This is a genomic window from Aquibacillus halophilus, from assembly GCF_009649745.1.
In the GTDB taxonomy this organism is placed as follows: domain Bacteria; phylum Bacillota; class Bacilli; order Bacillales; family Amphibacillaceae; genus Aquibacillus; species Aquibacillus halophilus.
This window is the reverse complement of sequence record NZ_WJNG01000014.1, coordinates 1-21,079: the sequence shown is the minus strand read 5'-3', so window position 1 is coordinate 21,079 and position 21,079 is coordinate 1. Positions and strand designations below refer to the sequence as shown.

The 21,079-nt window shown below is 35.5% G+C and carries 26 protein-coding genes, 2 rRNA genes and 1 other annotated feature; of the genes, 6 read left to right on the top strand and 22 right to left on the bottom strand.

What is annotated here, in order from left to right:
* Positions 1 to 28: 28 nt before the first annotated feature.
* The 3 genes from GH741_RS15840 to GH741_RS15830 all read left to right on the top strand — a co-directional run bounded on the left by GH741_RS15840 (position 29) and on the right by GH741_RS15830 (position 2,610).
* Positions 29 to 214 carry a hypothetical protein gene (locus GH741_RS15840; RefSeq protein ID WP_153737729.1) on the top strand — a complete coding sequence of 62 codons (186 nt, stop codon included), beginning with the start codon at positions 29 to 31 and terminating at the stop codon, positions 212 to 214.
* 235 nt (positions 215 to 449) lie between these two features.
* Entirely contained in the window at positions 450 to 1,346 is an 897-nt protein-coding gene (locus GH741_RS15835; protein ID WP_153737728.1) for a PucR family transcriptional regulator, read from the top strand.
* Between the two features lie 163 nt (positions 1,347 to 1,509).
* Complete coding sequence (locus GH741_RS15830; protein WP_153737727.1) at positions 1,510 to 2,610, top strand: ABC transporter ATP-binding protein; 1,101 nt, start codon at positions 1,510 to 1,512, stop codon at positions 2,608 to 2,610.
* A 637-nt stretch (positions 2,611 to 3,247) separates the two neighbouring features.
* Here GH741_RS15830 and GH741_RS15825 read toward each other — a convergent pair.
* The 9 genes from GH741_RS15825 to wrbA form a co-directional block, all read right to left on the bottom strand.
* Positions 3,248 to 3,502, bottom strand: coding sequence for a hypothetical protein (locus GH741_RS15825; RefSeq protein WP_153737726.1), 255 nt, complete (start codon positions 3,500 to 3,502; stop codon positions 3,248 to 3,250).
* Between the two features lie 231 nt (positions 3,503 to 3,733).
* On the bottom strand, positions 3,734 to 3,934 hold the full coding sequence (locus GH741_RS15820) for an alpha/beta-type small acid-soluble spore protein (RefSeq protein WP_153737725.1): 201 nt from the start codon (positions 3,932 to 3,934) through the stop codon (positions 3,734 to 3,736).
* Positions 3,935 to 3,985: 51 nt separating this feature from the next.
* Complete coding sequence (locus GH741_RS15815; protein ID WP_153737724.1) at positions 3,986 to 4,186, bottom strand: alpha/beta-type small acid-soluble spore protein; 201 nt, start codon at positions 4,184 to 4,186, stop codon at positions 3,986 to 3,988.
* Positions 4,187 to 4,298: 112 nt separating this feature from the next.
* A complete protein-coding gene (locus GH741_RS15810; RefSeq protein ID WP_153737723.1) occupies positions 4,299 to 4,499 on the bottom strand; it encodes an alpha/beta-type small acid-soluble spore protein in 201 nt (66 codons plus the stop codon).
* A 177-nt stretch (positions 4,500 to 4,676) separates the two neighbouring features.
* On the bottom strand, positions 4,677 to 6,062 hold the full coding sequence (gene fumC, locus GH741_RS15805) for a class II fumarate hydratase (RefSeq protein WP_153737722.1): 1,386 nt from the start codon (positions 6,060 to 6,062) through the stop codon (positions 4,677 to 4,679).
* A 344-nt stretch (positions 6,063 to 6,406) separates the two neighbouring features.
* Positions 6,407 to 7,351, bottom strand: a complete 945-nt coding sequence (locus GH741_RS15800; RefSeq protein WP_240795538.1) for a M15 family metallopeptidase — start codon at positions 7,349 to 7,351, stop codon at positions 6,407 to 6,409.
* A gap of 261 nt (positions 7,352 to 7,612) precedes the next feature.
* The gene (locus GH741_RS15795; RefSeq protein ID WP_153737721.1) at positions 7,613 to 7,855 is read right to left on the bottom strand and encodes an IDEAL domain-containing protein; all 243 of its coding nucleotides are present in this window, start codon (positions 7,853 to 7,855) and stop codon (positions 7,613 to 7,615) included.
* Between the two features lie 152 nt (positions 7,856 to 8,007).
* Positions 8,008 to 9,288 carry an MFS transporter gene (locus tag GH741_RS15790; protein ID WP_153737815.1) on the bottom strand — a complete coding sequence of 427 codons (1,281 nt, stop codon included), beginning with the start codon at positions 9,286 to 9,288 and terminating at the stop codon, positions 8,008 to 8,010.
* 142 nt (positions 9,289 to 9,430) lie between these two features.
* Positions 9,431 to 10,027 (bottom strand): NAD(P)H:quinone oxidoreductase, encoded by a 597-nt coding sequence (wrbA, locus tag GH741_RS15785; protein WP_153737720.1) that lies wholly within the window; start codon positions 10,025 to 10,027, stop codon positions 9,431 to 9,433.
* A 291-nt stretch (positions 10,028 to 10,318) separates the two neighbouring features.
* Here wrbA and GH741_RS15780 point away from each other — a divergent pair, with 291 nt between their 5' ends.
* On the top strand, positions 10,319 to 11,209 hold the full coding sequence (locus GH741_RS15780) for a cation diffusion facilitator family transporter (RefSeq protein WP_153737719.1): 891 nt from the start codon (positions 10,319 to 10,321) through the stop codon (positions 11,207 to 11,209).
* A gap of 42 nt (positions 11,210 to 11,251) precedes the next feature.
* On the opposite strand, the gene GH741_RS15775 is transcribed toward GH741_RS15780, so the two are convergent.
* From GH741_RS15775 to map, 4 genes are all read right to left on the bottom strand, one after another.
* The gene (locus GH741_RS15775) at positions 11,252 to 11,785 is read right to left on the bottom strand and encodes a GNAT family N-acetyltransferase (protein ID WP_153737718.1); all 534 of its coding nucleotides are present in this window, start codon (positions 11,783 to 11,785) and stop codon (positions 11,252 to 11,254) included.
* 34 nt (positions 11,786 to 11,819) lie between these two features.
* Positions 11,820 to 12,113 (bottom strand): AzlD domain-containing protein, encoded by a 294-nt coding sequence (locus tag GH741_RS15770; RefSeq protein ID WP_153737717.1) that lies wholly within the window; start codon positions 12,111 to 12,113, stop codon positions 11,820 to 11,822.
* Positions 12,110 to 12,838, bottom strand: a complete 729-nt coding sequence (locus GH741_RS15765) for an AzlC family ABC transporter permease (RefSeq protein WP_153737716.1) — start codon at positions 12,836 to 12,838, stop codon at positions 12,110 to 12,112. Before GH741_RS15765 ends, GH741_RS15770 begins: the two co-directional genes overlap by 4 nt.
* A 216-nt stretch (positions 12,839 to 13,054) precedes the next feature.
* A complete protein-coding gene (map, locus tag GH741_RS15760; RefSeq protein ID WP_153737715.1) occupies positions 13,055 to 13,810 on the bottom strand; it encodes a type I methionyl aminopeptidase in 756 nt (251 codons plus the stop codon).
* Between the two features lie 151 nt (positions 13,811 to 13,961).
* Here map and GH741_RS15755 point away from each other — a divergent pair, with 151 nt between their 5' ends.
* Positions 13,962 to 14,462, top strand: coding sequence for a GNAT family N-acetyltransferase (locus GH741_RS15755; RefSeq protein ID WP_240795537.1), 501 nt, complete (start codon positions 13,962 to 13,964; stop codon positions 14,460 to 14,462).
* A 106-nt stretch (positions 14,463 to 14,568) separates the two neighbouring features.
* On the opposite strand, the gene GH741_RS15750 is transcribed toward GH741_RS15755, so the two are convergent.
* From GH741_RS15750 to GH741_RS21655, 5 genes are all read right to left on the bottom strand, one after another.
* Positions 14,569 to 14,676, bottom strand: a complete 108-nt coding sequence (locus GH741_RS15750) for a YjcZ family sporulation protein (protein WP_153737713.1) — start codon at positions 14,674 to 14,676, stop codon at positions 14,569 to 14,571.
* A gap of 169 nt (positions 14,677 to 14,845) precedes the next feature.
* Positions 14,846 to 14,956, bottom strand: a complete 111-nt coding sequence (locus tag GH741_RS15745) for a YjcZ family sporulation protein (protein WP_153737712.1) — start codon at positions 14,954 to 14,956, stop codon at positions 14,846 to 14,848.
* 153 nt (positions 14,957 to 15,109) lie between these two features.
* Positions 15,110 to 15,868, bottom strand: coding sequence for a (S)-benzoin forming benzil reductase (locus GH741_RS15740; RefSeq protein ID WP_153737711.1), 759 nt, complete (start codon positions 15,866 to 15,868; stop codon positions 15,110 to 15,112).
* A 2-nt stretch (positions 15,869 to 15,870) separates the two neighbouring features.
* A complete protein-coding gene (gene mug / locus GH741_RS15735) occupies positions 15,871 to 16,398 on the bottom strand; it encodes a G/U mismatch-specific DNA glycosylase (RefSeq protein ID WP_338079507.1) in 528 nt (175 codons plus the stop codon).
* Between the two features lie 213 nt (positions 16,399 to 16,611).
* A complete protein-coding gene (locus GH741_RS21655) occupies positions 16,612 to 16,761 on the bottom strand; it encodes a hypothetical protein (protein ID WP_170287647.1) in 150 nt (49 codons plus the stop codon).
* 304 nt (positions 16,762 to 17,065) lie between these two features.
* On the opposite strand from GH741_RS21655, the gene GH741_RS15730 reads away from it, so the two are divergent.
* A complete protein-coding gene (locus tag GH741_RS15730; RefSeq protein WP_153737710.1) occupies positions 17,066 to 17,539 on the top strand; it encodes a hypothetical protein in 474 nt (157 codons plus the stop codon).
* Positions 17,540 to 17,590: 51 nt separating this feature from the next.
* On the opposite strand, the gene GH741_RS15725 is transcribed toward GH741_RS15730, so the two are convergent.
* The 4 genes from GH741_RS15725 to GH741_RS15710 form a co-directional block, all read right to left on the bottom strand.
* Entirely contained in the window at positions 17,591 to 18,724 is a 1,134-nt protein-coding gene (locus GH741_RS15725) for a zinc-dependent alcohol dehydrogenase (RefSeq protein ID WP_338079506.1), read from the bottom strand.
* Positions 18,725 to 18,871: 147 nt separating this feature from the next.
* Complete coding sequence (locus GH741_RS15720; RefSeq protein ID WP_153737709.1) at positions 18,872 to 20,014, bottom strand: trans-sulfuration enzyme family protein; 1,143 nt, start codon at positions 20,012 to 20,014, stop codon at positions 18,872 to 18,874.
* Between the two features lie 381 nt (positions 20,015 to 20,395).
* Positions 20,396 to 20,511 (bottom strand): 5S ribosomal RNA (gene rrf / locus GH741_RS15715).
* 249 nt (positions 20,512 to 20,760) lie between these two features.
* Positions 20,761 to 20,844, bottom strand: a sequence feature (5S ribosomal RNA rRNA prediction is too short).
* Positions 20,845 to 20,951: 107 nt separating this feature from the next.
* Positions 20,952 to 21,079, bottom strand: a 23S ribosomal RNA gene (locus GH741_RS15710); the annotation flags it as partial.

Sequence of the window (21,079 nt, the reverse complement as noted above, 5' to 3'; positions counted from 1 at the left end):
GATACTATGTATCGAAAGGAGACTACTATTGACAGAGAAAAATAAATACAGCAATGATAATTATGAAGACCTTAAAGAACACGAGCTCGATGTTGATCGAATGATTAATGAAGGTATGGCTGGAGGTACCACCAAATCCATCCATGGACGTATGCAAATTGAACAAGCTAGAAAATTACCTAAAGAGGACAAACCTTTTCCAGCAGAAAGCTGAGTAGTAGAAGCGCACAAATCTATGTGCGCTTTTTTACTATCACATGATATAAAATTTTACATCAACAAATGAATCTGAAAAAGTTGGTTAATCTCTGGTAATGTTTCATTTTTGTTAATTTTGTTATAATGTAAGAAACTCAATAGACTTGATCGAAATCTATTGAGCTTTATGCTACCAAGACTAACAGCATACCATTATAAGGATTAAAAAACATGAAAGAGGCTATTATCACATGATTAAACAGTTAAAGGCAATATTTCCTTCATTAATTCAATCAACTTATGATATGCACATGGATACAGATAGCTATTGTTGGTTTACTACATCAGAAAATAAAATAGTAGGAATTGCAAAAAATGAATTATCAAAAACAGAAAACATGCTATTAGAAACTTTTCTGACACCTTATCAAGCAAATCAACCACCTGTCACCAAAAGAGAAAAGCAGTGGATAGATATTTTATTTAACAATAGAAATCAAAATCAAATAGAGTCACAACAAACTTATCGCTTTGTTTATTTCACATTATCCGACGATAATGTGGATTCAATTGCATTTCGTGAAGCAATTCATGGTTTGTTTTTTACTAAAGTTCCTATTATTTGGGAAAATAGTCATCAAGGCTTAATTATTGAGGAAGATTTAAATAGCGAAGAAGATGTTATCACTTATGACGAAATCATTGAAGTTTTAATGAGTGACTTCTACATGAATGTACATTTATTTATAAGTCCATATTTCAGTGACATTAATAACGTCATCCAACAGTACGAATGGACTAAAAATTCATATACATCAGTACATCAATATAATAAAAAGCCTGTCATAGATTATGTAGAAGCCGTTCCTTACCTATTACTCGATCCCTTAACAGAGGAATCAATCTCAATTATCATTAATTCAGTTTTGAAGGATACAGTAGACGATGAAGAGCTATTAAAGACAATTCGGATTTTCTTAGAGTCTAATTCTAATGCGACATTGGCAGCAAAGAACTTATACATGCACCGAAACAGTCTTCAATATAGAGTTGATAAGTTTATAGAACGATCTGGTATTGATGTTAAACAATTCAAAGGGGCACTATCTGTTTATCTCACGCTAACATTAAAACAGAAATTAAAATAAACTCGTAATGTATGCTTTTATTATAAATGCAATTTTTATCACTATGTAAACGTGCACAAACAGGTTGTATATTTTTGTGCACAGCTACCATTTACCTTTGGGCATGAAACCATTAAACTTAGTTTATAAGTAAAACGCTTTCAAAATATAGGAGGGAATCCACATGGCAGAATTATCATTAAAAAATATTGATAAAGTATATGACAAAGGTGCTGCTAAGGCAGTTGACAATTTTAATTTAGAAATCTCAGACAAAGAGTTTGTTGTTTTTGTTGGACCATCTGGTTGCGGTAAATCTACAACTCTTCGCATGATTGCAGGACTAGAAGAAATTTCAGGCGGAGAATTATACATTGATGACACTTTGATGAACGAGGTCGCACCTAAAGACCGTGATATCGCAATGGTTTTCCAGAACTATGCACTATATCCACACATGAATGTGTATGATAATATGGCATTTGGTCTAAAACTACGTAAATTTAAAAAGGACGAAATAGAGCGTCGTGTAAGTAACGCTGCAAAAATCCTTGGACTAGAAGCATATTTAGATCGTAAACCTAAAGCTTTATCTGGTGGACAACGTCAGCGTGTTGCATTAGGACGTGCAATTGTACGTGATGCTAAAGTTTTCTTAATGGATGAGCCGCTTTCTAACCTTGATGCAAAATTACGTGTACAAATGCGTGCAGAAATCCAAAAGCTACACCAACGTTTACAAACAACAACTATCTATGTAACACACGATCAGACTGAAGCGATGACAATGGCTACGAGACTTGTTGTTATGAAAGATGGCCTTATTCAACAGGTTGGTGGACCAAAAGAAGTATATGACAAGCCAGATAACATTTTCGTAGGTGGATTTATTGGTTCACCATCAATGAACTTCTTCTCAGGAAAATTAGAAGAAGGAAAATTTGTTATAGGTGATGTGAAAGTAGATGTACCAGAAGGTAAAATGAAAATTCTTCGTGACCAAGGTTACTTAAATAAAGATCTTGTTCTTGGTGTTCGTCCAGAAGATATGCATGACGAGCCAATCTTTATCGAGTCAACTCCTGGAACTAAAATTACTGCTACAATTGAAGTTGCTGAGTTAATGGGTTCTGAGTCTTATCTATACTCAAAACTAAACGACCAAGATTTCGTTGCTCGTGTTGATTCTAGAACAGATATTAATGGTGGAGAAAAAATCGATTTGGCTTTAGATATGAACAAAGCACACTTCTTCGATGCAGAAACAGAAGCAAGAATTAAATAATACATCAAAACAGGCGACATTTAATTGTCGCCTGTTTTTTATTTAGGCTGTTTTCTAAAAGACTGTTGTTTATGACGCAGTATCTATAAACTACGAAGTAGTATTCTTTTATCTCTGACAATAATTAAAGTTGAATCCTTATATGCCGTTCCGGCAGAATACTTCGCTTTCCATGGGCACGGCCTCAGCCTCCTCAGAATCAAAAAGCGACTCTTCCGGGGTCTTCGGACACGCGCTGTTCCCATAGGAGTCTACGTATTCTGCCTGCACTGGTAGGGGTGTTCTGATTATCGAGGGAAAAGTCGTGACTGTATGTTGAGAGAATTTCCCACTCTTGAAATCACAGCTATTTAAAATTTGTTGAACTAAACTACGCTGGTTTTGATCTTATCTATCTCCCTTTTATAATTGCTGCAGATATGATGATGATTGAAGCGGAGGGCAGTCGACTCCAGCGGGAAAAGCGACTGCTGAAAATCCCGCAGGAAGCGGGTTTCTTCCGAGGAAGTTGAAGCGTTGCCCGCGGAAAGCGACTGCCCGGAGCGCAAATCAACTAATAGCTAAACTACGTCGCATTTTATATCAAGTACGAAATAATAAAGCAATAACAACTGCGAAAAGTGCCTTTATTTAAGTTTTATAAATTAGGTATTTCTCTAATTGGAACATGGATTTGTTCATCACAAGAAGAACATTGAAATAAGTGGACACAAATATGTTTATCATTCGAGTCCTGGAGTCCATCAATTAGATTTGTTCCCTCGTAATCTAAATACGCAATATAATCTCCCATATAGTCAACTAGTCGCCCTTGATTATCCATTGTACTACCACAGGACGAGCAAGCTTGTTCCAATGTTTTTACTCCGTTACATAAAGGACATGCAGACAAAGTCTTCTCCTCCATTCCATTATATTTCATAATTAGTTCTATTATCTTACAAAAGTGTTGGAAATACTCAGCTAACATCACCATTATCTTAAAATGTGAATTTTTGGTGAAAATACAAAAACAAGGTATAAAATAAGCTTTATGGTGAAATATAACAAATGAAAATTAGTCATTAAAAGGAGACACCTATAAGGTGCCTCCCTGCCATATAATATTCAGTTAATAAAGCTATTATTGGGATTGACCACCAAACTGTTGCTCAGCAGATTGGACTAAGCGCTTAGTAATTTCTCCACCTACAGATCCGTTAGCGCGTGATGTTGTATCAGCTCCAAGGTTAACACCAAACTCTTGTGCAATTTCGTACTTCATTTGGTCTAATGCTTGCTCAATTCCAGGTACTAGTAATTGATTTGAATTGTTGCTCGCCATGTCTATTCACCTCCTGTATTTTAGTTGTTTTATATTTATATTAAAATTGATTTACTGGGAAGCTCCACTTAGCTGCTGTTGAGCCGTTTGAACTAGACGTTTAGTGATTTCTCCACCTACAGAACCATTAGCACGGGATGTTGTATCAGCACCAAGGTTAACACCAAACTCTTGTGCAATCTCATATTTCATTTGGTCTAATGCTTGTTCTACACCTGATACTAATAGTTGGTTTGAGTTGTTACTTGCCATGTCTATCACCTCCTGTAGTCTTATTGTTTACAGGTCGCTAAATCTTATAAGTGATTTTTGTTGGTAGGTTATAGTAACTCTACATTGAATATCCTAAATTAGATTTCATTTGTTATCTAGTTTGACCACCGAATTGTTGTTCAGCAGTTTGAACTAGACGTTTAGTGATTTCTCCACCTACAGAACCATTAGCACGAGATGTTGTATCAGCTCCAAGATTGACGCCAAATTCTTGTGCAATCTCATATTTCATTTGGTCTAGTGCCTGTTCTATACCAGGAACAAGTAGTTGGTTTGAGTTGTTACTTGGCATGTCTATCACCTCCTGTACTCACTATTGTGAACAGCTTTCTCAATTTTTATCAAAAAAAAGTACTGGCAAATAGTAGCACAAAAGTTAGACTGTAATAGCTTTGTAGTTAAACTGACTTACAGAGGATAATAAAAGCCGCCCTTATAAATTTTATAAGGGCGGCTTGTCTGCATTTAATTATTTGGGATAGGTCATTTCTTTTGGATCAATATAAGAATCAAATTGGTCTGCTGTTAAAAGACCTGAACCAACAGCTGCTTCTTTCAATGTAGTATTTTCATTAAATGCTTTCTTCGCTATCTTAGCTGCATTTTCATAACCTATATGTGGATTCAATGCCGTTACTAACATTAAAGAATCATTAAGATTTTTCTCAATGTTTTCATGATTGGGCTCTAGTCCTTTAACACAACGCTCGTCAAAAGAAAGCATACTATCTGCTAATAACTGGGCTGATTGTAAGTAATTATAGGCAATAACAGGCTTAAACACATTCAATTCAAAATTACCTTGACTAGCAGCAAAACCTATTGTTGTATCATTTCCCATTACTTGAGCAACAACCATTGTTACTGCCTCACTTTGAGTTGGGTTGACTTTACCAGGCATTATCGAACTTCCTGGTTCATTTGCAGGAATATTAATCTCTCCAATTCCACAACGTGGACCACTTGCTAACCAACGGACATCATTAGCTATTTTCATTAAATCCGCTGCCAAAGCCTTTAGAGCACCATGAGCATGAACAAGTTCATCATGACTTGTAAGAGCATGAAATTTATTTGGTGCAGATAAAAATTGTTTATTGGTAAATTCATTTATCTTTGCACAGACTCTTTCAGAAAACTCAGGATGAGCATTTAATCCTGTACCAACTGCTGTACCTCCAATAGCCAATTCTTTTACGTATTCGTTACTATCTGATAGCATGGCTTCGGTTTTTTCAAGCATTCGATGCCATCCACTTATTTCTTGCCCTAAGGTAAGAGGTGTAGCATCTTGAAGGTGTGTTCTCCCTATTTTCACTATGTCCTTAAATGCTTCCATTTTTTCTTTTAAAGTAGTCTTCAGAACCTTCAATGCAGGTAGTACTGTATCTTCTACTTTTAGGACTGCTGCAATATGCATAGCAGTAGGATAAGTATCGTTAGAGCTTTGAGATTTATTAACATCATCATTGGGATGTAGTTTAAGCTTACTATTTTTTTGTTCAAGCCACTGGTTTCCTACGTAAGCGATTACTTCATTTACATTCATATTTGATTGAGTACCACTACCAGTTTGCCAAACAACTAAAGGAAAATGTTCATCTAGCTTATCAGAAATAATTTGATCGGCAGCATATGTAATGGCCTCAGCCTTTTCTCGTTCAAGCAATCCTAAATCACTGTTTGCAAGTGCGGCGCTTTTCTTTAAAATTGCGAAGCCATTAATGACTTCCTTAGGCATTTTTTCGGTACCAATAGGAAAATTTTGCTTACTGCGCTCCGTCTGTGCACCCCAGTATTTATTAGACGCTACTTCAATTTCTCCAATTGTATCTTTTTCAATTCGAAAATCCATTTCTTGTTCCTCCCTTGATTTAAAACTCCCAGTTATCATTGTATCAAATTTTAGTCATAATATTGAAAAAAGATGCACTAAATAAACATCGGTTTCAAATAATTAACAATTAATCGTTGCTTAAAATATGGTATAATTAGTTCATAAATATAAGAGGGAGGGGAATCTCTAAAGGCTAAGTTAGAGATATACTCGTTATCTTTTATGTTATAAAAGTGGTTAAAGGGTCTCTTTAAATAGAGGCCCTTTTATTTATCTTTAACTATTTTACCCATTTATGTGAAAAATAAGTATAAATTAAGAATTGACAGCAGAAAAACATGTTAGAGTACTCTAACATGTTTTTAATAGCCATAGCCAAAATATTCTTCTAATGTGATGTTATTCTCGTACACTGTCTTAGCTATATCCTTACCCACATATCGAATATGCCATGGCTCGTAGATATATCCAGTAATATTTGTTTTGCCTTCAGGGTATCGTATTATAAAGCCAAATTTGTGGGCGTTATTTGCCAACCAAGCACCTTCGCTAGTTTGCTTAAAGCTTTGCTTTAATGCAAAAGCAACCTCAGCTGTTGTAACGTCCATCGCTAAACCTGTTTGATGTTCACTTGTACCCGGTCTAGCTGAAAATTTATCAGCTTCTGCTTGACCATGTGTTTCTACATAATTATTGTATAAATATCTTTGCGTTTCAAATGAACGAAAACCAGACGCTGCAACTAAATCTAATTGTGCTTCTTCGGCAGCCGAAAATAGATTTTCCAAAGCATTGGCAGCCTCAGCCCTCATCTGTCTCTTTGGATTAGATCCCTCAAAAGAGAACGGTACATTTGGTTCAACCAAGTTAGGAGGTTGATAACCGTCGGGAAGTCTTCGTTGCTTATTAAGAAAAACTTCAGTACTTTCTGGATTACTTACTATTGCTAATCCAGATTCATCAACTCTTGCTATATTTTTAGATTCTTGTTCACTATTTTCCGTTTCTTGTTCATCTTCAGGTTTCTGTTGCTCCTTTTCATCGGCTTCCTGATTATCTTCAGGCTGCTGTTGTTCCCCATTATTTTGCTCATCGTCAGGTTGCTGTTGATTTTCATCTTTTTCTGAATCTTTTTCTGAATCTTTTTCTGAATCTTTTTCCAAAACAGGCTGTTCTTTTTTATCGATTGCTATTTGATTTTTCTTAAGAGAATTTGGTTCAGCATTATCTGTGGGTGTTTGATTTTGACAACTAACTAAGAGGAACATACTAACCCCTACCAAAACTACTATCAATTTAAGTTTCATAAAGATCCCTTCATCTCCGTGTTTTTAAATACTTATAAAATTAGTCGTAATTATTTTTATAAAGACTTTAACATACCGATAATAACATATAATATTAGTCAGTAATCAAAAAATACTAAATTACCAAAAGATTACCTATCAACTACCTCTTATTAAACTACCCACTAGCTAGTTTGAAGTGAAAATCTTCTCACCTGAAAAGAAAATTTAAAAGACAAAAGATCCTTGCCATTTGGACAAGGATCTCCTCACTTATACTGATTACTGCCACGTATAAGGTTGATATTGTTTACTTAATAATAAAAATGCCTCTCTATTATTACTATCAATAGAGTCATTTAATTGTTCTTCTAGTCTTTCCTTATTCCAATTAAAACAAAGTTCGTCAAGAAATAGTTTGGATGCGAGTTTAATTTCATAAGAAATTTCCCTTTTAGCAACAATTTTCGATTCGTTTCCACTACCAAAAGTTTGTAATTTATATATTACCTTATGTTTTTTCATGGAACACGCCCCCCTTGTTCCTTTTTTCTATTATCTTAGATTTTTCAGAATAATGCAATAATAATTTAAATTTTTTTTATATTTTTTTCCTAAAACACAAAAAAAGGCCAGACTCAACATTATAAATAAAGTTGAGTAGGCCATTCTACACACTAATTTTTAGCAAAAAGAGTATCAGACGGTTTTTTATCCTTTGAACGAGGTTTTATTGTTTTGAATGAAAGAATTGCTGCAATTAGAGCAAAAAAAGCAAATATAGATACCATCCACATAAGGTCTATTTTCATTAGTATCGCAGTCACTGGAGGACCGACTGCAACCCCCACATACCTAGCAGAACTGTAAATGCAGGTTATCGTACCTCTAACATCCTTTTCAATACTTTCCGTTATCAATGCATCTAAACACGGAAGTCCAGCACCAATTCCAACTCCGCAAACTAGAAAAACAAGAAGCAAATAAATAAACTGATCAGAAAATCTAATAGCGACAACTGCAGCTCCCGATAATAGGATTCCAAAAAAAGTAATCCACTTCATCTTAACCAAATTATCCTTTATTGCTTTTCCAGTGACAAAGGAAGCTAAACAAAGGGCTGCGAGAGGACCGGCTAAATAAAAGCCCTTTTTAAGGCCTGTAATATCGTAGTTATCCTCTAAAATGCTTGAAAGGTAAAATAGAATACCAAATAAAATAAACATTAAAATAGCACCAATTATAAAAACAGATACTAGCCATCCTCCATGTATGTGAAAGGCTGCTTTTGTATTCTTCCAGAATTTCTTGAATTTAGGCCCTTTCTTGTCATTTACTGGTTTCTTAACCAAGAAAAGAACTAATAATGCAGATATAGCACAAAATACTGGTATTGCAAGAAAAGGTAAAAACCAGACAATCCCCGCCAACAAAGAACCCAGTATTGGACTTAACACCTTTCCAAATGTATTAGAAGTTTCAACAAGCCCGAGTGTTGAACTAACATCTTTTTCCTTTTTGAACATATCACCAACAAGAGGTAATACAATTGGCGCAGTACCTGAAACTCCTATCCCTTGCAATATCCTGCCCAATAGAATGATTAAATAAGGGTCCTCAATTTTCCATGCTGCATAACCAGATATTAAACCACCAATACCCGATAAAATTAGAGATGGGATTATGACAACTTTTCTTCCATAACGATCAGAAAGATATCCAGCAATAGGAATTAAGAAAATTGCTACAATCGAATAAACAGTAATGATATAACTCGATTGTAATTTTGAAATTCCCATCTCCTTTTCCATTAATGGTAGGATAGGAATAAGCATAGAATTACCAAGTGTCATAATTAAAGGTATTGATGCTAAGGAGACGATTGCCCATCTTTTTTCATGAATTTCACTTTCTTGTTCTGATGTTTTCGTTGTCCCCGAGTCTTTGGTTTGCCCCATACATACAATCCTTTCAAAAAGTTTACTACTACTTATAATTTTCTCCATTCATCTTTCATTTCATCCATTTTAAATACGACCAGTCCAATTCAATAACCCAGTATAAAAAGCTCACCCTATAGGATGAGCCTCTTACCCATTTTTATTTCACGACCATATTCGTTATCTCAAGTGTTCGGCGTGCTTGGTGCTTTACGGCCTTTTCTACGTCCTCAACCATTTTGTTGTTCTGATCTACGGTAACACTCACACCGTATGGGTTACCACCTGCAGTAAATAATTCTTGATTTGTGTACCCAGGTGCAGCTACAATCGCTCCCCAGTGAAACATGGAGGTGTATAAAGTTAAAATAGTTGCCTCTTGACCACCATGAGGATTTTGGGCTGAAGACATAGCACTAACCACTTTATTTATTGTTTTTCCCTGTGCCCAAAGGCCCCCAGCCATATCCAAAAATTGTTTCACTTGTGAAGGTACATTCCCAAATCTAGTTGGAACGCTAAAAATCATTCCATCTGCCCATTCAATATCATCATTAGTTGCTTCAGGTACGTCCTTCGTCGCATCATAATGTTCTTTCCATCCAGGGTTTTGGGCGATAGCCGATTCAGGTGCTGTTTCTTTAATTTTACGAAGTTTAACATCTGCACCCGCCTCTTTTGCTGCAGACTCTGCCCATTGGGCTAATTGATAATTTGTACCTGTTGAACTGTAATAAAAAATTGCTATTTTGGCCATTTTTTATTCTCCTTTCAAATATCAAAATTAGTATGAACAGTGAAAAGGAATTTATACCCAAATACCCTTCTAAAAATAATAAATTTAAGTACCATATATTTGTTGTATTTCATTAACCAATCCTGTGGAATAGTAGTAGAAGAACAAAAACAAATATTTTACCTAAGGAAACATAATTGCTATTATCTAATAGATATTCCTTAGGGACTATTTTTTTCTCTAGACTCAGACAATTACAATTTGGTAAACTTATTGATGCTATAGGAGATCAAAACGGAGGCAACGATACTAATGGGCCAATATGAAAATCTTAAAAGAGGGGAAAGAGGTGCTTGGATTAGCATCTTTGCTTACCTTTTACTAGCAGCACTTAAATTAATCGTTGCTCACTTTGGTAATTCTGAAGCGCTACGAGCAGATGGTTTAAACAATACTACTGATGTAGTTGCTTCTGTCGCCGTTTTAATTGGATTACGCATATCCAGGAAACCACCAGATGAGAACCATCATTACGGTCATTTCAGGGCAGAAACAATTGCATCACTTATTGCAGCCTTTATAATGATCACTGTTGGTTTACAGGTTATTTATGGCACTGCTGAATCGATAATTAATAACAACTTCAACCAACCTAATATGTTAACAGCATGGACAGCATTATTTGCTGCAATTATTATGTTTTTTGTATATCGTTTTAATTTAAAGCTATCTAAAAGTGTCAACAGTACTTCGCTTTATGCTGCTGCTCAAGATAATAGATCGGATGCGCTTGTGAGTATTGGTGCATTCGTAGGTATAGTTGGAGCTCAATTCGGTTTGTTCTGGCTAGATCCAATTGCTGGTCTTCTTGTAGGTCTTATCATATGTAAAACTGCATGGAGTATCTTTCGCGATGCTACCCATACGTTGACCGATGGATTTGATGAAAATAAACTTGAACAAATCAAAAGGAGTATTGCTGACGATCCTGAGGTTGAAAAAGTTAAAGATGTCAAAGGGCGCCTACATGGCAATCAAGCCTTAGTAGAAGTAACTATATTTGTAGACCCCGAACTAACTGTTCAAGAGAGCCATGATATAACAGAGCGGATTGAGTCGCTTCTAGACGAAGAACATGATGTTCCACATGCGCATATACACATTGAACCTTCAATAGAAAATTCAGAAGATAAATTTTCATAAAAACAAAAAGCTTACTCGTGTTTGGGACGAGTAAGCTTTTTTCTAATTGAACTTAGCAATTAATTCATCTATCAATTGCCATCCATAAGCAGTTTCTTGATATGTTCCCTTGCCAATCGTTGTTTCTTCTTCATCCACTTGTTCAGCTCCATAATTAGTGTAAAACTGACTAGAGGGATTTTGAGTCAACACCCAAATTAGTATGGAGTCGTAACCCTCATTTTTCATTTCTTTTGCAAATGCGTCAAGTAGAATAGAGCCCAACCCTTTTCTTTGATAACCCTCAAGTAAATAGATAGCATATATTTCTCCATCATAACTAAAGCGTTTCGTTCTTTCTTTACCACCAGAAATAAAGCCTACAATATTATTATCATCATCATGGAGCACCAGTGCTACTTGGCCCTTCATAGGCAGTTGTAAAATAGTTTCCCATAATATTTTTCTATTCTCAAAGGTAATATTCGATAAATCTTGTTCATTAATCAACTCAGAATATGTTGATTTCCAGCTTTGAACATGTACTTCTGCAATTTTTTCCGCATCTTCCAACGCAGCTTTTCTAATATGATACATTTAGATCCATCCCCTATCCATAACATCAACAGAATTAGAAAGTTAATAAGAAAACAGTTGCGATTGCACCTACTACTACTAATATGATATTAAAACCAAAAAAAGCCAAAGCAATTGCTACTAATCCACCAGCTAAACCAATTAACGGCTGATCTTGTTTGACTGATAAAACCCCTGGAAAAATTAATGCACCTAAAGCAGCATAAGGGATTGCATTTAACCATCGATTGATCCAACTCGGAAAATTAATCTTATCTACAATAAAAGCAGGAATAAACCTTGGGATCATAGTAACAAGAGCCATTCCAATAATAACAGCTATGATCATTGCGGGTCCTCCTTCAACAAAATGATGCCTGTAGCTCCACCAATTAAGGTCCCAGCAACAATCGCCCAACCAGTATCGACAAACTGACTAAAGATCCCATTCACAAGCATCGCTATTACAGCAATTAAACCAAATTTAAGTTCTTTCTTAACAGATGGTATTAACAAACCAATAAACATGGCATAAAGGGCTACTCCCATACTTTGACTTAATGTTTCTGGTATGATATCTCCTAGTACTCCTCCTAAAAAAGAGCCAAATACCCAAGAAAAGTAAGCAGTAATCATTAAGGCCGCATAAAAATAAGTTCCTTTATCCTGCTTTGCCTCTTCAGAGTGTATGGAGGCTACTGAAAATGTCTCATCGGTTAGACCTAGTGATAAAGGCACCTTCCATTTTAAATTAATCCCACGAAGACGATTCATAAAAGAAAGACTCATAACAAAATGCCGGAAGTTTAACACAAATGTAGCAATTATAATTTCTACAGCGCCAGTTCCAATTGCAATCATACCTGCTCCCATAAATTGACTGGCACCCGCAAAAACCAACACACTCATTAGGGTAATTTCAAAAATGGACATTCCCGCTTGTTTGGCCAAGACTCCATATGTAAGAGCTACCGGTAGGTAACCCATCATGATAGGTATTCCTTTAGCTATTCCTTTTTGAATCATCATTAATCTCGTAGAAGTATGTTTCTCTTGAATAGCTTTTGATGTCATATGCTGCTTTCCCCTTTGTAAACTTGAAAATAATGATTAAAATAAAAGAATACCTAAATACTTTACCACATAATAGCATTAAAGTATTAGAGAAAATGGTTAAATATGGTTAAAACAAGTCACCAGCTTCAATATTTAAACTTAGGGATTTGACAGTATTATTGGATCAGTAGAAAAATAGACAGGCCACTAATGGTTCATGACCTGTCTTTCCCATCATAAATCATCTTGACTGGTTAAAATCATTGGACCATCTGATGTGATTACTACGGTGTGTTCATATTGGGCAGACCGACCACCATCAACAGTTCTTGCAGTCCAATTGTTTAGATCCATTTGACTATTCCATGATCCTTCATTAATCATTGGTTCAATTGTAATAACCATTCCTTCTTTTAGGCGAAGACCTTTGCCGGCTTCCCCAAAATGTGGAATATGGGGGTCCTCATGAATTGTTGGTCCAATACCATGACCCGTGAAATCCCTAACTACTGAAAACCCCTCTGCTTCTGCGTAGCTCTGAATCGCATAGCCAATATCACCAATTCGGTTGCCATCCCTTGCTTGTTCAATCCCTTTATACAAAGAGTTTTTTGTTACTTGGAGTAAACGCTCCGTTTTCTCATCAGCTTGACCCACAACATAGGTCCATGCTGAATCAGCTAAACCACCATTTAAATTTACTACCATATCGATTGTAACGATGTCCCCATCTACAAGTGGCTCATTTCTTGGGAAACCGTGGCAAATCTCATCATTTATAGACGCACACGTCGCATACTCATAACCATTGTATCCTTTTTGCTCTGGTGTAGCACCATGTTTCGCTAGATATCCCTCAACAAACTCATCGATTTGTTTTGTCGTAACACCCGGCTTCATTTTTTTTGCGATTTCTTTGTGACAAGAAGCTAATAATTTACCCGCTTCTTGCATCATAGCAATTTCTCTGCTGCTTTTTCGTGTAATCATATCAATACTCCCTTTCTATCTATAGGTACATTTATCATCCCTTTAGTAAGATGATAAAACTTTTATACTCTTTAAAGTTTATCATATTTTACACAAAACCATGTTAGAATTAACTTACTGTTTTTAAAGTTGAATAGAAGGAATGAGACTTTTGGAGATAAAACAATTAACGGCAACCGACTCAAGTGCTTATTGGGAAATACGCCTTGAAGCACTGCAAAAAAACCCTAGTGCGTTTATTACCACTTATCAAGACGCTCTCAATAAGGTTAATCCAGTAAATGAAACTGCTGAGCGTTTTGCAAATGGCAACAATTATACTTATGGTGCCTATTTAAAAAATAACCTGGTTGGCGTGGTAACGATGTTACGTCAAACACACCCAAAGTTTAAGCACAAGGCAGAAATTCTAGCGATGTATGTCAGCAATGAAATTCGTGGTCTCGGAATAGGAACTAAGCTATTAGACAAAACAATCGAACAAGCAAAGCTAGTTGGAATTGAACAATTACAGCTCGGTGTTGTTTCAACCAATATTCCAGCAATAGCTTTATATAAAAAAGTAGGCTTTTCAATCTATGGAACAGAAATACGCGCCATAAAAATGAATGATTCCTATGAAGATGAGGAGTTAATGGTTTATTTTATTTAGCTCCTATAACTATATGTCGAAGGGATCCTAATTACTAAAAGCTTAAAAAGCAAAAAGAGCAGGTGCCTAGATTGGCTCCTGCTCTTTCCTTGAAACTACTTGCTAATTAGTATGCACCGTATCCCCAAGAAGCACCTATAATAATCAATAGGATAAACAGAACAACAATTAGCGCAAAGCCTGATCCATAACCTGCTCCTGCTACTGCACCCATTTACTAATCCCTCCTTTTCATGTTTCAATTATAGAATATGTAGTAATTGGAATTTTGGAAGGGCTTTTTATAAAAATGGGTGTCTTACCCATCTAAACCTATACAAATTCAGAAAAAAAGACAGAGAATAATTCTCTGTCTTTTTTATAGGTTGAAATTCTAAAGGGAATTAGTAAGCACCATAACCCCAAGAAGATCCAATGATTATTAACAAGATAAACAATACTACTACCAATGCAAAGCCTGAGCCTGCACCATATCCGCCTGCTACGCCACTCATCTATAAATTCCTCCTTTTTTTGATTCAATATTACTGTATGCCTTAACAGTTAATTTTGGGAAGGAAAATCTAAAAAATGGGTATTTGACTAGAAAAAATAAGAAGTCGCGTTATTTGCAGGCCTATGAATATACATAAATGTTTATGGGTTTTTTATAATAAATCACTTACATTATAATTCTTGCCACTAACAATTTGCTTTACATCTAAAAGAACAGTAACAAGTGCATCTGCAACAACATCAGTCTCACGCAAGTCATTATCCGTTTTATAGTCTCTAAACGTTTGAACGTCCTTAAAGGCTTCCTCATTTATTGAGCGGATTTGCCCTTGCATCTCTGTATCCATAATTCCAGGATTAAACAATATGACTTTATTAGCAGTCGCTAATTCTTCTTGCTCTAATGCAACTGTTTCAGTAAAACGATTAAGTCCTGCTTTTGTGCTACAATAAGCACTCCAACCATACACACTTCGTTCAGCCGCACCCGAGGTAACATTCGTAACTACAACTGGAACTTTTGTTTCTTTGGCTCTTTTTAAAAACAAATTTGTTGTGGCCATAGGTGCCAACAGGTTTACATTTATATGGTGAGCTAAATCTTCCACATCTGAACTACCTGCAGTATCGATTGGCTCAACCACTCCAGCGTTATTAATTAAATGTACAGTTTCCACATTACTTAAAAACACTCTTTCTGCTATTAAGTTAAAGATATGTTGAACTGCGTCTGGACTACTTAAATCACAGCTCTCATGTTGATAGGTTACAGCATTTTCTTCAGCTAACTTCTCTAATTCGTCATTTTTACTTCTGGAAACACCAATTACATGGCAACCTTGTTGTATCAACAACTTTGCAATTGATTCTCCAAGCCCTCTAGATGCCCCTGTTACAACTGCGTATTTCATAACTATTCCTCCTCATCAGCATTAATCACATTATGTATCCTACTATAAATCTCGACTATTTCATTTTGCTTCATCCTCACTAAACCGCTTGAAGAAGGCGCTACAAATTCAAATGCATCAGTCACAGAATTTTCCTGTAGACCCCAGTTCACTTTCTTCTGCTTACTAAATTCCTGATAGACTCCCTTTCCAACAAAACAAATTAATTTAGGCTTATAAAAAGAAATTTTCTTGAATAGTAACTTTCTGCCTTGTTCGTACTCCACTTTGGTTATTTCAGCAGCCTCTTTGGTCGGTCTTGAGACAATATTCGTTAGTCCATAACCAAATTCAAGAAGTTGCCTGTCCTCTTCAGGTAATAATTTTCTTGGTGTTAGGTTTGCTTCATGAAGAATTTTCCAAAACCGATTGTTTGGATTTGCAAAATGATGACCTGTTTCGGATGAGCAAATACTTGGATTAAATCCAACAAATAGAATCGATAAATTTTTTCTTAAGTGATCCGGTATCGGAGTAAGCAGTTTTGTCACCTCAATCTTCACCTCTATAATACATGCTATTACTAATTATTAGTATATTTACCCTAGTGGCGAACAAAGAAAACTTAGAGAAGTTGCTATAGGACTAATTTTTTTTGATAAAAGAAGGTCTACAATATAAATCGTCTATTTCTCCTCTACTCTTTGAGACATACGTAGAAAAAAAACACCTTTTAAAGATAAGGTGTTAGAACTTTTGGGTTATCATTCACTAGATTCAGTACTATTAAAAAATAAAGCTTCATCTTTTTCTGTTGCTTTATCCTTCTTATTGTTTTGTTTTTTATCCTTACCCATAACCCCGTCGGATTCATAACTTTTTTTGAAATTTATTTTATCAACTTTTTTATTCATAGTAGTAATCCTCCTTCCTTTGTTATAATCTGCACTTGATTAGACTTTATTCAAAATCTTTAACTATTTGTATCAACCAATGGATAGTTAGACATACTACCACTTAGAAACCTACTTTAAAATTCCACTGTCCACCCATAGCTATAAAATTTCATTACGTAAATCAATAGGAATTTTCTTATTTAAAGACACCCAAGTAGTGGAATAAATGATGATAAATTATGGATGGACGTACCCACCAACTACCCCTGTTCACGTTTTGGTAATGTCATTCAAATGGATGGGAAACGGAAGGTCATGTCTTATGAGAAAACCAAAAAAACATGAAGCATTATTTTGGAGTATTGCTTTACCTGGATTTGGTCAAATCCTCAATGGTGAAGTATTTAAAGGAATTGTGTTTATTTTTTTAGAGATTTTAATAAATGTGCAAAGTAACTTTAATTTATCAATAATTCATTCGTTTAACTGGGAGATAGATAAAGCAATAGCTGTCACTGAATATCAATGGTTAATGTTTTACCCTTGTTTGTATATGTTTGCTATGTGGGATGCCTATCGTGTAGCTTCAGGAGAGGTCCCTGCATTTTCTTATCTTCCTTTTGTGTTTGGAGCTTTTCTCATAACTGTTGGATTAATATTCTCATCAAAACTAACTATTATGGGTGTAATAATAGGACCTGTTTTTCTCCCAATGCTGTTCCTTATTCCAGGATTGGTTATTGGATTTGTAATTAAATGGCTTGCAAATAGATTAATCCGTAGTCAAAGTGGTTAAAAGGAACTTGAATTATATTATCAAGTTCCTTTTTGTAATTACTATTATGTTTTAGGGTTTTAAAATAACTTTAATGCAGTTATCTTCTTTTTTATTAAAAATATTATAGCCATGTGCTGCGTCATCAAGTGGCATTTCATGAGTAATTATTTTAGTAGGATCTATTTCCCCATTAACAATTTGGTGATAGATCGGTTCCATATATGACCTTGCATGTGCTTGACCCATCTTTATATTTATATTACGAGAAAAAAATGGACCTAATGGAAACATATTGTAAAGCCCCCCATAAACACCCGTGATTTGATATGTCCCACATTTGCGTACTGCTTTCGTTGCTATTTGTATCGGACCTATCGTACCACCTTGCAGTTTTAGTTTTTGTTCAACAAATTCTAATGGTGATTTTTTACCGTCCATACCTACACAATCAATGACAACTTCGGCTCCACCCTTAGTTACTTCTTTAAGCACTTCTCCCATATCTTCATGTTCTGTAAAATCAAATATCTCTGTATTATTTACTCTCTTTGAATGCGCTAAACGATTTTCTATATAATCAACGGCAATAACACGCTTAGCTCCTTCTTTCCAAGCAAATTCCTGCGCTAATAATCCGATTGGTCCACAACCAAGGACAATAACAGTATCCCCTTGCTTAACACCTGCGTTTTTCACACTCCAATATGCAGTTGGAAGTACATCTGATAAAAATAACAGTGAATTATCTTCAAGTTCACAGCTCTCCGGAATTTTAAATGGCGTGTAATTTCCGAACGGGACCTTTAAGTACTCAGCTTGGCCTCCAGGATGATTACCAAACTTCTCTGTATATCCAAAATACCCTCCAGAATCATAATGAGGGTTGGCGTTATCACATTGACTTTCATGATTTTCATTACAATATTGACACTGGCCACAGGCTACTGTAAAAGGGATTACTACACGATCACCCTTCTTAACTTTTGTTACAGCCGGTCCAACCTCTTCTACTATTCCCATTGGCTCATGACCAATACTATATCCAATCGGAACCGGGAAATTCCCTTGATAAAGATGCAAATCTGAACCACAGATTGCTGTAGAAGTAATTTTGACAATCACATCTTCCTCGTGTTCAATCTTTGGATAATCTTTTTTAGTAACTGCAATTTCATATTTCCCTTGATACGTGACAGCTTTCACGACAGACCTCCTCTAGTTATTTCTATTCATAACTAATGTGTCTCTTTTTCTCCTTTTCATGTACTAATTGTGATATCTAATACTTATCAAAAAAAATTCAACAAAAAAAAGTGCTTGTAGATGAAACAAGCACTTTTTTAATTAAATTTAAAGAATAGATTCATGTATGGCTTTTTCAAATGCATTAATGATATCTTCTGCGTCCTCAATCCCAACAGAAATTCTAACTAAACCTTCTGTAATGCCTAATTCAATTTGAGATTCTTTTGGTAAGGCTCGATGTGATGTAGTTAGTGGGTAGGATACTGAAGTTTCAACACCCGCTAATGTAGGAACTATTTTCACCCAAGATAGAGATTTAAAAAACTTTTCGATATTACAAAGTCCTGTAATATCAATAGAGACAATCGCACCATTTCCCTTTGTTGATACCGATGTTGGATAATAAACTTTATCTACCCCTGTATTTTTCCGTAGCGCATCAGCTAGAGCTTGTGCATTTCTTACGTGACGTTCCATTCGTACACTTAAGGTTTTGATACCACGACAAGCTAGCCACGCATCAAATGGACTTAAGTTTGTTCCAATATTAACTACTTTTCCTTTAGCTTTATTAATCAATTCCTCTTTCCCTACCAATACACCAGCCGTTACATCGCTATGACCGCCAAGATACTTAGTTGCACTATGTACGACTAAATCTATGCCCGAAGAATAAGGCTGACAAAGGTACGGAGTAGCAAAAGTATTATCAATCATAGAATATAGATTGTGTTCTTTTGCAATCCTTACTACCTCATCTAAACTTTCTACTCGTAATAAAGGATTAGTTATTGATTCAGAGTATATTAACTTAGTATTTTCTTTTATGTGATTCTCTACCTCTGATACTTTTTCAAAATCAACAAACGAAACCTCAATGCCAAAATCAACCAGTTCATTAGCTAGTAATTGGTAAGTGCCTCCATAAATATCATTGGATGCAATAATATGGTCTCCTGCTTTCGCCACAGCTAGGACACCAACTAATATTGCAGATAGGCCAGAGGATGTAGCCACTCCTTTTGGTGCTCCCTCTAACTGAGCTACAGCACCGCCAAGTTCGTCTGTATTGGGATTACCTACCCTTGAATATAAATAGTCTTTCTTGCCGTTATAAAAATTTTCTAAGTCCTCCAGATCAGAAAACTTAAATGCTGATGTTTGATAAATAGGTGTTACTTTACTATCTATTGAATTTGTATCTTTTAATGCAAGGTGAACTGATTTAGTATCAAACTTTTGTCCCATTTTCTCTCTCCTTATTATGTCCCTATATATTTTAGGAATTTGTTTAAATAGTAATATTTTTGTATTAAATAGTTTTTAATAAGCCATCTAATAGTTTCATCTTATCTTACACTAAATTTTAATATTATGTTAATGCATTTCAATCTTTTTGAATCTATATCTAATTCAAAAAGATTAAAATCAGCTATTAATGATATAGTGAACAATATATTTTCTGAATGGTTATCAATCAAAACTATCTTTATGTATTTTTCAATTATAACAAAATATTCAGATCTTTTATAATATTTAAAGCTTTAGTTTAATTGTCATGCTATCCTTCTTAAATGTATCTACACAAAAAACCTTAATGAGTATAGACTCATTAAGGTTTTTTAAAGCGCCTAGCAACGTCCTACTCTTGCAGGGGCAAAGCCCCAACTACCATGGGCGCTGGAGAGCTTAACTACTGTGTTCGGCATGGGAACAGGTGTGACCTCTCCGCTATTGTCACTAGACCTAAAGAAATGAAGATATATATACCTTCAAAACTAGATAAGCAATGGGGACATCAAGTTATTCAACTAACGACTTTTTTCTTTGATTCATAAAACTCATATCATTTTAGTTAAGTCCTCGATCGATTAGTATTCGTCAGCTACACGTGTCACCACGCTTCCACCTCGAACCTATCAACCTCATCGTCTCTGAGGGATCTTACTCATTTAAAATGATGGGAAGTCTCATCTAGAGGGGGNAGGGGCAAAGCCCCAACTACCATGGGCGCTGGAGAGCTTAACTACTGTGTTCGGCATGGGAACAGGTGTGACCTCTCCGCTATTGTCACTAGACCTAAAGAAATGAAGATATATATACCTTCAAAACTAGATAAGCAATGGGGACATCAAGTTATTCAACGAACGACTTTTTTTCTTTGATTCATAATACTCATATCATTTTAGTTAAGTCCTCGATCGATTAGTATTCGTCAGCTACACGTGTCACCACGCTTCCACCTCGAACCTATCAACCTCATCGTCTCTGAGGGATCTTACTCATTTAAAATGATGGGAAGTCTCATCTAGA

Coding starts and splice junctions, on each gene's coding strand:
- GH741_RS15835 (WP_153737728.1), top strand. CDS start 450: ATGATTAAACAGTTAAAGGCAATATTTCCTTCATTAATTCAATCAACT.
- GH741_RS15830 (WP_153737727.1), top strand. CDS start 1,510: ATGGCAGAATTATCATTAAAAAATATTGATAAAGTATATGACAAAGGT.
- GH741_RS15820 (WP_153737725.1), bottom strand. CDS start 3,934: ATGGCGAGCAACAATTCAAATCAATTACTAGTACCTGGAATTGAGCAA.
- GH741_RS15815 (WP_153737724.1), bottom strand. CDS start 4,186: ATGGCAAGTAACAACTCAAACCAACTATTAGTATCAGGTGTAGAACAA.
- GH741_RS15810 (WP_153737723.1), bottom strand. CDS start 4,499: ATGCCAAGTAACAACTCAAACCAACTACTTGTTCCTGGTATAGAACAG.
- fumC (WP_153737722.1), bottom strand. CDS start 6,062: ATGGATTTTCGAATTGAAAAAGATACAATTGGAGAAATTGAAGTAGCG.
- GH741_RS15800 (WP_240795538.1), bottom strand. CDS start 7,351: ATGAAACTTAAATTGATAGTAGTTTTGGTAGGGGTTAGTATGTTCCTC.
- GH741_RS15795 (WP_153737721.1), bottom strand. CDS start 7,855: ATGAAAAAACATAAGGTAATATATAAATTACAAACTTTTGGTAGTGGA.
- GH741_RS15790 (WP_153737815.1), bottom strand. CDS start 9,288: ATGGGGCAAACCAAAGACTCGGGGACAACGAAAACATCAGAACAAGAA.
- wrbA (WP_153737720.1), bottom strand. CDS start 10,027: ATGGCCAAAATAGCAATTTTTTATTACAGTTCAACAGGTACAAATTAT.
- GH741_RS15780 (WP_153737719.1), top strand. CDS start 10,319: ATGGGCCAATATGAAAATCTTAAAAGAGGGGAAAGAGGTGCTTGGATT.
- GH741_RS15775 (WP_153737718.1), bottom strand. CDS start 11,785: ATGTATCATATTAGAAAAGCTGCGTTGGAAGATGCGGAAAAAATTGCA.
- GH741_RS15770 (WP_153737717.1), bottom strand. CDS start 12,113: ATGATCATAGCTGTTATTATTGGAATGGCTCTTGTTACTATGATCCCA.
- GH741_RS15765 (WP_153737716.1), bottom strand. CDS start 12,838: ATGACATCAAAAGCTATTCAAGAGAAACATACTTCTACGAGATTAATG.
- map (WP_153737715.1), bottom strand. CDS start 13,810: ATGATTACACGAAAAAGCAGCAGAGAAATTGCTATGATGCAAGAAGCG.
- GH741_RS15750 (WP_153737713.1), bottom strand. CDS start 14,676: ATGGGTGCAGTAGCAGGAGCAGGTTATGGATCAGGCTTTGCGCTAATT.
- GH741_RS15745 (WP_153737712.1), bottom strand. CDS start 14,956: ATGAGTGGCGTAGCAGGCGGATATGGTGCAGGCTCAGGCTTTGCATTG.
- GH741_RS15740 (WP_153737711.1), bottom strand. CDS start 15,868: ATGAAATACGCAGTTGTAACAGGGGCATCTAGAGGGCTTGGAGAATCA.
- GH741_RS21655 (WP_170287647.1), bottom strand. CDS start 16,761: ATGAATAAAAAAGTTGATAAAATAAATTTCAAAAAAAGTTATGAATCC.
- GH741_RS15730 (WP_153737710.1), top strand. CDS start 17,066: ATGAGAAAACCAAAAAAACATGAAGCATTATTTTGGAGTATTGCTTTA.
- GH741_RS15720 (WP_153737709.1), bottom strand. CDS start 20,014: ATGGGACAAAAGTTTGATACTAAATCAGTTCACCTTGCATTAAAAGAT.